Origin of the sequence: Citrobacter sp. H12-3-2 (assembly GCF_009649895.1) — a bacterium.
Classification (GTDB): Bacteria; Pseudomonadota; Gammaproteobacteria; order Enterobacterales; family Enterobacteriaceae; genus Citrobacter; species Citrobacter portucalensis.
Window position 1 is genome coordinate 4,090,678 of the sequence record NZ_CP045837.1, and the last position, 13,154, is coordinate 4,103,831.

The window sequence follows — 13,154 nt, forward strand, 5'->3', positions numbered from 1 at the left end:
CGTCGCACAGCGACGGCCCATAAGGGCGAGTCTCATGGATGAGACGAGTAACTCAGCAGCCAACAAAAATGCGGCTTGAAAGACGAAGGGTATACAACGTAATCCGCATTGCGGTTAATTAATAATGGAAAAAGTATGAAGAACTGGAAAACGCTGCTTCTCGGTATCGCCATGATCGCGAATACCAGTTTCGCTGCCCCACAGGTAGTCGATAAAGTTGCAGCCGTCGTCAATAACGGCGTCGTTCTGGAAAGCGACGTCGATGGCTTAATGCAGTCAGTAAAACTGAATGCAGGTCAGGCAGGTCAGCAATTACCGGATGACGCTACACTGCGTCATCAGATCCTGGAACGTTTGATCATGGATCAAATCCTCCTGCAAATGGGTCAGAAGATGGGGGTGAAAATCTCTGACGAGCAGTTGGATCAGGCTATTGCCAACATCGCCAAGCAGAACAACATGACGCTGGATCAGATGCGCAGCCGCCTGGCACAGGATGGCTTAAGCTATTCAACCTATCGTAGCCAGATCCGCAAAGAGATGACCATCTCCGAAGTGCGTAACAACGAAGTTCGCCGTCGCGTCACTATCCTGCCTCAGGAAGTGGATGCCCTGGCGCAGCAGGTAGGCAACCAAAACGATGCCAGCACCGAGCTGAACCTGAGCCACATTCTGATCCCATTACCGGAAAACCCAACATCCGACCAGGTTAACGCGGCTGAAAGCCAGGCGCGCTCTGTTGTTGATGAAGCGCGTAACGGTAGTGATTTCGGCAAACTGGCTATTACTTATTCCGCTGACCAGCAGGCGCTGAAAGGCGGTCAGATGGGTTGGGGACGTATTCAGGAGCTGCCGGGTATCTTTGCCCAGGCGTTAAGCACTGCGAAAAAAGGCGATATCATTGGCCCAATTCGTTCCGGTGTCGGCTTCCACATCCTGAAAGTCAACGATATGCGTGGCCAAAGCCAGAGCATCTCCGTGACTGAAGTTCATGCTCGCCACATTCTGCTTAAGCCGTCGCCGATCATGACCGATCAGCAGGCGCGTCTGAAGCTGGAACAAATCGCGGCAGATATTAAGAGCGGTAAAACGACCTTCGCGGCAGCCGCTAAAGAGTTTTCTCAGGATCCAGGCTCTGCCAACCAGGGCGGCGATCTGGGCTGGGCTGCAGCGGATATTTTCGACCCTGCTTTCCGCGATGCGCTGACCAAACTTAACAAAGGCCAGATGAGCGCCCCGGTGCACTCCTCTTTCGGTTGGCATCTGATCGAACTGCTGGATACACGTAACGTTGATAAAACTGACGCAGCGCAGAAAGACAGAGCTTACCGTATGCTGATGAACCGTAAATTCTCGGAAGAAGCAGCAACCTGGATGCAGGAACAGCGCGCCAGCGCTTACGTTAAAGTTCTGAGCAACTAATGACTCGTGCTCAACGCGTTGTTATCACTCCCGGCGAACCCGCCGGGATTGGCCCGGACCTGGTGGTTCAGCTCGCCCAGCGCGATTGGCCTGTAGAACTTGTTGTCTGTGCGGATGCAGCACTCCTCAATGACCGGGCAGCGATGCTCGGTTTACCACTTTCACTCCTCCCCTACTCTCCAGATACCCCAGCCAAACCGCAATCAGCAGGCACATTGACGCTGTTACCGATTGCGCTGCGGGCACCAGCTGTCGCGGGTCAGTTGGCGGTAGAAAACGGGCAATATGTGGTGGATACGCTGGCTCGCGCCTGCGATGGCTGTCTGCAAGGTGAGTTTGCGGCGCTGATCACCGGCCCGGTTCACAAGGGCGTTATCAATGACGCTGGCGTCCCGTTTACCGGACATACCGAGTTTTTTGAAGAGCGTTCACAGGCAAAGAAAGTTGTTATGATGCTGGCGACCGAAGAGCTGCGCGTTGCCCTGGCAACCACGCATTTGCCGCTCAGAGCCGTTGCCGACGCCATTACGCCCGCCCTGCTTCAGGAAGTGATCGGCATTTTGCATCATGATTTACGCACCAAATTCGGCATTGCCGATCCGCATATTCTGGTGTGCGGTCTTAACCCGCATGCTGGTGAAGGCGGACATATGGGAACGGAAGAGATAGACACCATCATTCCGGTACTCGATGAACTGCGTGCGCAGGGAATGAAATTAAACGGTCCGCTGCCCGCAGATACGCTGTTTCAGCCCAAATATCTCGACCACGCGGATGCCGTGCTGGCAATGTACCACGATCAGGGTCTCCCCGTGCTAAAATACCAGGGATTTGGTCGCGGTGTGAATATCACGCTGGGCCTGCCCTTTATTCGCACATCCGTCGATCACGGCACCGCACTTGAACTTGCGGGCCGTGGGCAAGCAGATGTCGGCAGTTTTATTACGGCGCTTAATCTCGCCATCAAAATGATTGTTAATACCAATGAATAATCGAGTCCATCAGGGCCATTTAGCCCGTAAACGTTTCGGGCAGAACTTCCTCAACGATCAGTTTGTGATCGAAAGTATTGTCTCTGCTATCAACCCGCAGAAAGGTCAGGCTATGGTCGAAATCGGCCCGGGCCTGGCGGCATTGACCGAACCAGTAGGCGAACGTCTGGACAAGCTCACGGTCATTGAACTCGACCGCGATCTGGCAGCACGCCTACAGACACACCCGTTTTTAGGGCCTAAGCTGACGATTTATCAGCAAGATGCCATGACCATGAACTTCGGCGAACTGGCACAAACGATGGGGCAGCCGCTGCGCGTATTCGGCAACCTGCCGTACAACATCTCCACGCCGCTCATGTTCCATCTTTTTTCCTATACTGATGCCATTGCCGACATGCATTTCATGTTGCAAAAAGAGGTGGTGAATCGTCTGGTTGCAGGGCCAAACAGTAAAGCGTATGGTCGATTAAGCGTCATGGCGCAGTATTACTGCAATGTGATCCCGGTACTTGAAGTACCGCCTTCCGCATTTACGCCAGCGCCTAAAGTTGATTCAGCCGTTGTGCGTCTGGTCCCTCATACGACGATGCCGTACCCGGTTAAAGATGTTCGTGTGCTGAGCCGTATTACCACCGAAGCGTTTAATCAGCGCCGTAAAACGGTACGTAACAGTCTCGGCAACCTGTTTAGCGTTGAAGTACTGACAGAGCTGGGCATTGATCCGGCGATGCGAGCGGAAAATATCTCTGTCGCGCAATACTGCCGGATGGCTAACTATCTGTCAGAAAACGCGCCATCGAAGGAGAGTTAAACATGATCAATTCGCCCCGAGTGTGCATTCAGGTACAAAGCGTCTACATTGAGGCGCAATCCTCACCTGATGATGAACGTTACGTTTTTGCTTACACCGTAACTATCCGCAATTTGGGGCGAGCGCCTGTGCAGCTGTTGGGGCGTTATTGGTTGATCACTAATGGTCATGGCCGCGAAACCGAAGTTCAGGGTGAAGGCGTGGTTGGCGTCCAGCCCCACATCGAACCCGGCGAAGAGTACCAGTACACCAGCGGTGCGGTGATTGAAACACCGCTGGGCACCATGCAGGGTCATTACGAAATGATCGATGAACAAGGCATCGCCTTTACCATCGATATTCCCGTATTCCGACTCGCCGTTCCAACACTCATTCATTAAAACAATAACTATGGCGACATACCTTATTGGCGACGTTCACGGTTGTTACGATGAACTGGTAGCCTTGCTGCATCAGGTAGACTTTAATTCCGAAAAAGACACCCTATGGCTCACCGGCGATCTGGTCGCTCGTGGACCGGGCTCGCTGGACGTTTTGCGCTACGTGAAATCACTGGGCGACAGCGTGCGGTTAGTATTGGGTAATCACGATTTACACCTGCTGGCCGTATTTGCTGGTATCAGTCGTAATAAACCTAAAGACAGGGTCACATCGCTGCTCGAAGCACCGGATGCCGACGAATTACTTAACTGGCTCCGCCGTCAACCGCTGTTGCAGGTAGACGAAGAGAAGAAGCTGGTGATGGCGCATGCCGGTATCACCCCACAGTGGGACCTGCAGACAGCAAAAGACTGTGCTCGCGATGTTGAAGCCGTGCTGTCGAGCGACTCGTATCCCTTCTTCCTTGATGCGATGTACGGCGACATGCCCAATAACTGGACCCCGGAACTGACCGGGCTGGCGCGCCTGCGTTTTATTACCAACGCCTTTACCCGCATGCGTTACTGCTTCCCTAACGGTCAGTTGGATATGTACAGCAAAGAGTCACCAGAAGACGCACCTGCCCCGCTGAAGCCGTGGTTTGCCATTCCTGGACCTGTCAGTGAAGCATACAGCATTGCATTCGGGCACTGGGCATCGCTGGAGGGTAAAGGCACGCCAGAAGGCATTTACGCGCTGGATACGGGGTGTTGCTGGGGAGGCGATCTCACCTGTCTGCGCTGGGAAGACAAACAGTACTTCGTGCAGCCGTCAAATCGCCATCTGAATCTGGATCCTGGCGAAGCGGTCAACGCCTGATAGTCGTTTGCCGGATGCGGTGCTCGCACCTTATCCGGCCTACATTAGCTGGATGATAAGGCGTTTCGCCGCCATCCGGCACTTACAGTATTAACGACGTTCCAGAATCTCGAAGCAGTAGCTGTGAGAGTTTTGCGCGTCGGCATCGTGGAATTCACTGAACACCGATTCCCAGTCATCCGGTTCGTAGTCCGGGAAATGCGTATCCCCTTCCACTTCCGCATCAATGTGCGTCAGATACAGTTTCTGTGCTTTTGGCAGGAACTGCTCATACACACGCCCACCGCCAATTACCATAATTTCAGGTTCATCGCCGCAGGCCGCAATTGCTTCATCCACAGACTTCACCCACTGCACGCGATCGTCGGTGCCAGGCTTACTGCTGATGACGATATTTTTACGCCCAGGTAACGGTCGCCCGATGGATTCCCAGGTATGGCGTCCCATGATAACCGGCTTGTTTAAGGTATTACGTTTAAACCAGGCGAGATCGGCAGGGAGGTTCCACGGCATGGCGTTCTCCATACCGATGACGCGATCTACCGCTAACGCCGCAATCAGACTGATCATTGAATATTTCCCGGATACAAAAAAATTGTCGCCACTATACGGAAAGCGCAATCTTTCGTCGACTGGCGGAAAGAGGATGAACAGGAAAATTTTCCGTTCTGCTGGCGAACCGACCTATTTAAGGTGGTACGCCAGCATTACAGTAGTTCAAAAACAGCCAATTAGCAGTAAAGTTTGCAGAACATCACATTTTTTACCCTATGCTGACGGTTTCACTTCCGGCTCATCGGCGACGTCGCCCGTATGCTTACCTTCATCCGTGCCTTGCCAGCCATGGCGCTGAATTAACGATAAGTGCTGACGATCTTCCGCAATAATTTCACTCAGCATTGCGCTGGTGCGTTTATAAACGGCCGCGCGGGAAGTCGCGTCATTTTCCCCTTTCACCATCTCCTCTACCATCATGGTATTGAATCGGCGGAATACGTCAGCCCGCTCACGTGCCTCATAGCGCCCAAGCCCGAGACCTTCCAGCGCCAGACGTCCGGTCTTCAGTGCACCTTCAAAGGTTTCACGTTCCGGCATATCCACGCCCGCCTGGCGCAGGCGGATGTAATGATCCACGTCGCGCGCACGAGCAATAATTTGCAGATGCGGGAAATGCTCTTTCACCATTTCGGTTAATTGCAGACTGGTTTGCGGATCGTCAATGGCATTAATAATGACTTCAGCTTTCGCCGCCCCGGCAGACTCCAGCAGATCCATCCGGGTCGCGTCGCCATAGAAAACCTTCATCCCGAATTTACGCAGCGTTTCGATATGGTCCGGGTCATGATCAAGAACCACCATTTTGACCCCGCTCGACAACAGCAAACGACCGGTTATCTGGCCAAATCGCCCAAACCCGGCGATGATCACCCGCGGTTGCTCCTCATCGATTTCATCGGCTTCGCGCTCTTCCTCAGTCGCCGATTTTTCCAGACGCGTCAAAATCACCAGCAAAATCGGTGTAGCCGCCATCGACAACGCCACCGCCAGCGTCAGCGATTTCGCCCAGTCAGGATCGAGCACATTTGCCATTTGCGCCGCGCCAAACACCACAAAGGCAAACTCACTGCCCTGCCCTAATAATACGGCAAACCAGCGACGCTGCTTGTTCGGCACCTGCAACGGTTTCGCTATCAACCACAGCATGACGGTTTTGATAACCAGGAAACCGACCAGTAGAATGATAATGCGCAAGGGATTATCAATCAGCGTACCAAAGTCGATAGACATCCCTACACCGATAAAGAACAGCCCCAGCAGCAGTCCTTTAAATGGCTCAATGTCGCTTTCCAACGCGTGACGATACTCAGAGCTTGCCAGCAGCACCCCGGCCAGGAATGCCCCCATCGCCATCGACAATCCTACCTCTTCCAACAGCAGACCGAAGCCAAACACGAGGAACAGCGCAACGGCACTGAACACTTCCCGCAGGCCCGAACGGGCGACAAAACGCAAGGCAGGACGTGTGACATAACGACCTAACAGCACCACCAGCACCAGTGCGCCCGCTACCTTAAGGGCAGACAATGCAAACGCCCCAAGCGTTGTTGATGCGCCACTCGCTGCCAATAATGGGATCATCGCCACCAGTGGAATAGCAGCGATGTCCTGGAACAGCAGCACGGCAAACGCGCTGCGGCCCATTTGCGAAACCATCAGGTTGCGTTCATTCATTGCCTGCATAGCGATGGCCGTAGAGGAAAGCGCCAGCGTCATGCCGATCAGCTCCGCTACCTGCCAGCGCAGGCCGAGGAACATACAGAACACACCAATCAGGCCTCCGCAGACCACCATTTGCAATGCGCCGCCGCCGAACACCGAAGCTCGCAGTTTCCACAAACGTTGCGGATCCAGCTCCAGACCAATGACAAACAGCATCAGCACCACACCGATCTCCGCAAAATGCAGGATGGATTCAGCGTCCGTCACCAGCCTCAGGCCCCATGGGCCGATAATGCATCCGGCGATGAGATACCCCAGTACCGACCCGAGTCCCAGCCGTACGGCGATGGGGACAATCAGTGCCGCCGATCCGAGATAAATCAGCGCCTGTATCAGCGTATGGCTATCCATGGTGTGCCTCCTGCCATTCCATCAGACGCTGTTTGTAGTGACGCGCCTGCGCTTGCAGGGTTTCATCATCACAGATAAACGTACAGTGCATCGCAAACGGCGGTAGCCATTTGAGGCCACAATAAAGTGCCGTCGCCTGTAAGGGTTGAGAAAGCACATCAAATCCGGGATGGGAGCCAATATCGAAGTGGTTTTCACCGCCGCCGGTCGTCACCGCCCACAGCAGATGTTTACCGTGCAGCGCAGTACCGCCATGGCCATACGCCCAGCCGTGCGAAAGGACTTTATCCATCCACAGCTTGAGTAATGGAGGTGTGCTGTACCACTGCATCGGATGCTGCCAGATGATCAAATCAGCGCGTGCCAGCGCATCCTGTTCAGCGGCAATATCGATATTGAAGTCGGGGTAGAGCTGGTAGAGCGAGCGGATCTCCACGCCCTCTAGCGTCCTTGCCTGTTCAAGCATCCGCTTATTCGCATGCGAGTGCTGCGGATAGGGATGCGCATAAATGATGAGGATCATGATTAGCCTGTTTCACTGCATTATTGTAATAACAGTGAGTTTAGTCACTTAATCCACAGGCTAACAGTCAATATTATTGAGTGGCTGAATGGAGAAAACTGAACTAGTTATCCAGTTCACTCATATCTTTAACCTGATCGCGGTTAATCTGTTCCGTCTTACCCGTTTGCGCATTTTTATACGACACCAGGCCAGTATCATCATCGACTTGCGGTTTGCCGTCAGTGACGATTGTTTTGCCATCGGTGGTTTTAACCGCCTGGTTTGAGGAACAACCGGCCACGGTAAACAGTGCTGCTGCGGTAAAAATTGAGGTGATCAGGATATGTTTTTGCATGGTGTTCTCCCTGCTTTTCAGTTGTTTTCAGTGATATACCCAGTTAACTGTAGGCTAACTGACTGAGTTGCAGGGAAAATACAGAACACTCCTAATAACTCGCCCTGGTCACGGGCTTACTGCGAATCGTCATTTGACTGGTTTGCGCCAGCGTCAGACCTCGCGTTTCCGGGGCGAAAGCGATGGACACAAGCAGGCCAATCAGCGAAATTCCTGCGCCCATCAGCATGACATTGCTGATCCCGTATTTGGTAATGAACACCGGCAGCGCCCATGTTGAAACAATGGTGCCGATGCGGCTTAAGGACATAATCACCCCGACAGCAGATGCGCGAATGTCGGTAGGGAACAGTTCATTTGGGTACAGCCACTGAAGATTTCCCGGTCCCCCCGAGAAAAAGGCGTACACGGCAAACGCCAGCACCACCAGCCACGCTCCCATATCAGGAATTAACCCCAGCACGGCCAGCGCCAGCGTCATCATAATAAAGCTGCCAATTAACAATGGCCGACGGCCCGCGCTATTGAGCCAGAACATGGGCGGAATGCACCCCAGCATAAAGCACAGGCTTATCACCACATTGCCCAACGCCGCGCTTTTCCCGGCACCAAGCCCCAACAGTCCAACAATCTGCGGACCAAAGGTATAAATGGCGAACATCGGGATCACCTGACAGGTCCAGATAGCGGCGACAAACAGGACAAACGGGAAATGACGGCGGTTAAACAGCTGCAGGAAGCGCGTCTCCTGCGGCGCCTCTTCGTCGAACACCACCGGTTCGCCGAACAGCTTGATCATCATCGCTTCACACTCTTTCACCCGACCTTTACGCAGCAGCCAGCGCGGCGATTCAGGAAGATCGAAGCGCCCAATCAGGATCAAAATACAGGGGATCACCGCGCTGCCCAGCATCCAGCGCCATCCTCCCTCAACATCATACAGCCAGTAACCGACCAGATCGGCACAGGTGGCGCCGACATACCACATCGCGGCGATAAAACCGATGGAGAAAGCGCGCTGGCGGGTATTGGAGAACTCGGTAATCATCGAGGTAGCAATCGGATAATCGGCACCAATCACAATGCCGATCAGCACACGCATTACCAACAGCTCAATGGGTGAGGAAACAAACATGGTTGCCGCCGATATCACGCCAATGGCAATAATATCGATGATAAACATTTTTCGCCGCCCGACCTTATCGGAAATGTAGCCAAACAGCGACGTCCCCACAAACAGACCGGCGAGCGTGCCGGCCCCCAGCAGACCAATCCACTGAGCGTCCAGTTTCAACGCTGGCGTGAGTTGTTCCAGCGCCACGCCAATCATCACCAGCACATAACCATCCAGAAATGGCCCACCGCTTCCCCACAGCATTATCCGGCGGTGAATAGAGGTAAATTTGATGTCATCAAAGTTTCTGGGCTGCTGCATAGCGACTTCCTGTTTCAACACGGGCAAAGCGTCATCTGTAGGCCGGATAAGGCGTTTAGGCCGCCATCCGGCATTGGCGCCACATGATTGCCGGATGGCGACGCTACCACGTCTTATCCGACCTACGGGTGCACAACCTCGTACTTATTAGCCGTAGCGAAACTCCACGCCAAATGTCCCGCGCGGGTATTCCCATTTTTCCAACGCTGTATCAAGTCCGAGAATGCGGCACGTTCCGCACTCCAGGCATCCGGCGTAATCAAAACGGACGCTGCCGTCGTCCTGTTTTTTATACAGTCCGGCCGGACAGGCCTTAATCAGTACTTCCAGCGCCTGTTTATCAGGATCGGTTTTGAGAATGATGTGCGGGCTGTCTTCATCCACATTGAACTTATTGACGCCCAGTTTGACGTCCACATTGACGGGAGATGTCATAATACGGTCACTCCTTTCAGGCCATCTTTCATCAGGTTGATGAAGCCCACTTTCTTCGCATGACGCAGGATTTTTTTGCGCATTGGCACCGGAGCAGAGCCATCTACGGTGAACAGGTCGCGCGCGATGCTGACCGCCATTTCGGGATAGGCGGTAAACATGCGTGGGTTATCTAGGAAAGCGGGAAGCTTCTGATACATGCGCATATCGCGCATTGGACCATCATCGAGATGCTGACGGTATTCGCCCAGCGACTGCTTGCTGAAGTCGTCGCGCTTCATCGCGGAAAGCACCGTTTTCGCGGCCGCTTCGCCTGCGGATATGGCGAGATCCATACCGCGGATGGTAAAGCCGAGGTTCATACACATTCCGGCAGCATCACCGGCAATCAGCACACCGTCACCCACCAGTTCAGGCTGCATATTCATACCGGCCTCCGGTACGACGTGCGCGGCATATTCCACCAGCTTGCCACCGGCGATCAATGGGGCAACCACCGGATGCTGTTTGAAATCTTCCAGCATTTGTGGGACCGATTTTTTAGCATCTTTCAGATGATGAAGACCGCAGACCAGCCCCAGAGAAAGGGTCGTTTCATTAGTATAGAGGAAGCCCCCGCCCATCAACCCATCAGTTGGAGAACCGGCAAACAGGCAAGCTGCACCTTCGTTCCCCTGTAACTGGAAACGATCTTCAATCACCGATTTTGGCAATTCGATCAGCTCTTTTACGCCAACGGCAACATGCGATGCCTCAACGCGCTTTGCCATGCCCAGTTTTTCTGCCAACAAAGAATTCACCCCGTCAGCGAGGATCACCACTTTGGCTTCCAGAATATCGCCGTCGGCTTCCACGCCCACGACTTTGCCTTCGCGCTGCACAACGTTATCCACCCGAATACCGGTGATAAGCTGGGCTCCCGCCTCCTCGGCCTGCTCCATCAGCCAGGCGTCAAATTTGCTGCGTAAGACGGAATAAGAAACCTGCGACGATGCAGCCTCTTCACCATTGCAATAGTCGATGGTCATCGCCCCTTTATCGGTCATAAAGGCGAGTTTTTCGTGGGTGATTATGCGTTCAATGGGGGCCTGCTCAGCAAAGCCGGGAATGATGCGTTCCAGGCTATGGGCATACATGCGCCCACCGGTGACATTCTTCGCGCCAGCAGAATTGCCGCGCTCGATGACCAGCACCTGTGCACCTTCCCGAGCCAGCACCAGCGCCGCAACCGAACCGGCCAGACCTGCACCCACGATGATGGCATCAAAGATATCTTCGGACATACGTACTCCTGTCAGTGGCAGGATACTTTCGCACCCTGCCCGAATGGTTTAACGCGCCAGAGCAGCCGTCAGCGCAGGCAGGATCTTCAGCGCATCGCCAACGATGCCAAAATCTGCGTACTGGAAGATCGGCGCATTTTTATCTTTGTTGATGGCGAAAATCGTCTGCGCGCCGTTGGCGCCGACCATATGTTGGATCTGCCCGGAGATCCCCACGGCCAGGTACAGTTCTGGCTTGAGCATCAGGTTGGAAATACCGACGTAGCGTTCGTGCTCCATCCACTTCTCGTTTTCCGCTACCGGACGTGAACAGGCCAGCTCAGCGCCAATCGTCTGGCACAGCGCTTCGGCCAGCGAGATATTTTCTTTGCTACCAATACCGCGTCCCACGCTGACCACCAGACGGGCTTTGTCGAGATCGACGCTGTTGCTCTGACGCGCCTGCGTTGCCGTACGGGTCACAGCGATAGTCGGAGCCTGCCACTGGACGGTGTGCACCTCGCCGCTGTGAGCGGTATCCGGTTGCTGCGCGTCAAACGTTCCGCTGCTGAGAGTGATCACGGCAAACGGTGAAGCGATTGTTTCTGCTCCCATCGCCAGGCCGCCGTAGACCATATGTTTGACCGCCGCTTTTCCGTCCTGCACCGCGACTGCGCTGGCGTCGTTTGAGACCGCAGCCGACAAGCGAAAGCCCAGCTTTGCCGCTAACAGCTTGCCCCGACGCGTATTCGGCAGCAGCACCGCGCCGCCCTCGCTGTGCTGACGAATGGTTTCGGCCATCGCATCGGCGTAGTCTTCAACCATACGGTCTTCTGGTTTGCCGCTGAGCAGCCAGACATGATCTGCGCCTAAATGGCATGCCGCCGCGCTGTCCTCATCGCTGAGCACAAACGTGTTAACGTTTTCACCTAAAGCCTGCGCACCATTCATCAGTTCCGGCAGACGAGAAGGGGTATCGCTGAATACCCAGACACTGGAAAATTTGTTCATAACATCCCCTGATAATTAAATGATTTTGCGAAGATTCTCGACAAACGCGGCAATCTGTTCTTCACCGTCACCTTCAATCACAACGCGCTGACGCTCGCGCTGCTTCGGTGCGGCAACCTGTTGTTCGGAATACGCTTGCGCGCCGTTCAGCCCAATGTCCGCAGACGACCAGACCTGGACCGGTTTTTTCGCTGCACCAAGAATGGCTTTCATGGAAGGGATTTGAGGGGTGTTGATGTCGGTAGAGACCGCGATCACCGCCGGAAGCGGGATACTCAGGGTTTCAACTTCATCTTCCAGTTCACGCTCTACCGTCAGCGTGCTGTCGGTAAGAGAGAGGATTTTACTCACGCCGTTAATCGCCGGCACGTTCAGCATTTCGCCCACCAGCAGACCAACCTGCTGAGCATAAAGATCGGAAGAACCGTCGCCGCAAATAAGCAGATCAAAACCTGATTTTTGTGCGGCGGCAGCCAGCGCAGTGGCGGTTTGTTGCGGCAGCGTCTGTTCAAATTGATCGTCAATGACAACAATCAGTTCATCAGGGCCACGGGAGAGCACATCTTTGCGCCCTTTTGCATTGGTCAGCGCTTTGCCGCCGACGCTCATGGCCACAACCTGAGCCTCTCCCACCTGCTGTTTTAACTGGCAAGCCGCTTCGATCGCATTCAGATCATATTGGCTGATTTTGCCATCTGCTTTGCTGAAATCGAGTGTTCCATCAGCATTATTAATCGCAATATCCTGCTCATCAGGTACGCATTTGTAGCAAGTAATTATCTTCATTGCATCTCCAGAAATCATGAAGGAAACGTATTTATATCGGCGGTGTTAAATACAGATATCACGCTCTTTAATTCGGAAATAAAACATTAATCACCAATATTGAAAATGTCACACATTGATATTCGTAACTTTCAATAGTGTTATGCACCTCACCAATATTGAAAGAAACATGTCAAATACGAAAATTTTCAATATTGTTTGCTGGTTCAACAATATTGAACGCCAGTCACTTAAAAAAGTTAAAAAAGCAACATTAACACCATGATT

At 53.5% G+C, this 13,154-nt stretch carries 14 protein-coding genes; 5 read left to right on the forward strand and 9 right to left on the reverse strand.

All coding sequences use genetic code 11. From position 1 onward, the window contains the following. The first annotated feature begins 135 nt into the window (after nucleotides 1–135). The 5 genes from surA to apaH are packed head-to-tail and all read left to right on the forward strand — an operon-like array spanning nucleotide 136 to nucleotide 4,467. A complete protein-coding gene (gene surA, locus GHC22_RS19470; protein WP_003829603.1) occupies nucleotides 136–1,422 on the forward strand; it encodes a peptidylprolyl isomerase SurA in 1,287 nt (428 codons plus the stop codon). Then, nucleotides 1,422–2,414 (forward strand): 4-hydroxythreonine-4-phosphate dehydrogenase PdxA, encoded by a 993-nt coding sequence (gene pdxA, locus GHC22_RS19475; protein WP_153753747.1) that lies wholly within the window; start codon nucleotides 1,422–1,424, stop codon nucleotides 2,412–2,414. Before surA ends, pdxA begins: the two co-directional genes overlap by 1 nt. After that, entirely contained in the window at nucleotides 2,407–3,228 is an 822-nt protein-coding gene (gene rsmA, locus GHC22_RS19480; RefSeq protein WP_003829609.1) for a 16S rRNA (adenine(1518)-N(6)/adenine(1519)-N(6))-dimethyltransferase RsmA, read from the forward strand. Before pdxA ends, rsmA begins: the two co-directional genes overlap by 8 nt. Before the next feature lie 2 nt (nucleotides 3,229–3,230). Next, nucleotides 3,231–3,608 carry a Co2+/Mg2+ efflux protein ApaG gene (gene apaG, locus GHC22_RS19485; protein ID WP_003018867.1) on the forward strand — a complete coding sequence of 126 codons (378 nt, stop codon included), beginning with the start codon at nucleotides 3,231–3,233 and terminating at the stop codon, nucleotides 3,606–3,608. Nucleotides 3,609–3,618: 10 nt separating this feature from the next. Further along, nucleotides 3,619–4,467 (forward strand): bis(5'-nucleosyl)-tetraphosphatase (symmetrical) ApaH, encoded by an 849-nt coding sequence (gene apaH, locus GHC22_RS19490; protein WP_003829612.1) that lies wholly within the window; start codon nucleotides 3,619–3,621, stop codon nucleotides 4,465–4,467. Nucleotides 4,468–4,557: 90 nt separating this feature from the next. On the opposite strand, the gene folA is transcribed toward apaH, so the two are convergent. From folA to GHC22_RS19535, 9 genes are all read right to left on the reverse strand, one after another. Continuing rightward, nucleotides 4,558–5,037, reverse strand: a complete 480-nt coding sequence (gene folA, locus GHC22_RS19495; RefSeq protein ID WP_153753748.1) for a type 3 dihydrofolate reductase — start codon at nucleotides 5,035–5,037, stop codon at nucleotides 4,558–4,560. Between the two features lie 198 nt (nucleotides 5,038–5,235). Next, nucleotides 5,236–7,098, reverse strand: a complete 1,863-nt coding sequence (gene kefC, locus GHC22_RS19500) for a glutathione-regulated potassium-efflux system protein KefC (protein ID WP_003829616.1) — start codon at nucleotides 7,096–7,098, stop codon at nucleotides 5,236–5,238. Further along, nucleotides 7,091–7,621, reverse strand: a complete 531-nt coding sequence (kefF, locus tag GHC22_RS19505) for a glutathione-regulated potassium-efflux system oxidoreductase KefF (protein WP_003829618.1) — start codon at nucleotides 7,619–7,621, stop codon at nucleotides 7,091–7,093. Before kefF ends, kefC begins: the two co-directional genes overlap by 8 nt. Nucleotides 7,622–7,724: 103 nt before the next feature. After that, on the reverse strand, nucleotides 7,725–7,958 hold the full coding sequence (locus tag GHC22_RS19510) for a YgdI/YgdR family lipoprotein (protein ID WP_003018880.1): 234 nt from the start codon (nucleotides 7,956–7,958) through the stop codon (nucleotides 7,725–7,727). 91 nt (nucleotides 7,959–8,049) lie between these two features. Next, nucleotides 8,050–9,393, reverse strand: coding sequence for an MFS transporter (locus GHC22_RS19515; protein ID WP_020996234.1), 1,344 nt, complete (start codon nucleotides 9,391–9,393; stop codon nucleotides 8,050–8,052). A 147-nt stretch (nucleotides 9,394–9,540) separates the two neighbouring features. Further along, nucleotides 9,541–9,828, reverse strand: coding sequence for a ferredoxin-like protein FixX (fixX, locus tag GHC22_RS19520; protein ID WP_000203736.1), 288 nt, complete (start codon nucleotides 9,826–9,828; stop codon nucleotides 9,541–9,543). Further along, nucleotides 9,825–11,111, reverse strand: a complete 1,287-nt coding sequence (locus GHC22_RS19525) for an FAD-dependent oxidoreductase (RefSeq protein WP_153753749.1) — start codon at nucleotides 11,109–11,111, stop codon at nucleotides 9,825–9,827. The genes fixX and GHC22_RS19525 overlap by 4 nt, the downstream gene beginning before the upstream one ends. 48 nt (nucleotides 11,112–11,159) lie before the next feature. Next, nucleotides 11,160–12,101, reverse strand: a complete 942-nt coding sequence (locus GHC22_RS19530) for an electron transfer flavoprotein subunit alpha/FixB family protein (RefSeq protein ID WP_103014404.1) — start codon at nucleotides 12,099–12,101, stop codon at nucleotides 11,160–11,162. Nucleotides 12,102–12,116: 15 nt separating this feature from the next. Then, a complete protein-coding gene (locus GHC22_RS19535; protein WP_048214962.1) occupies nucleotides 12,117–12,887 on the reverse strand; it encodes an electron transfer flavoprotein FixA in 771 nt (256 codons plus the stop codon). Between the last annotated feature and the right edge of the window lie 267 nt (nucleotides 12,888–13,154).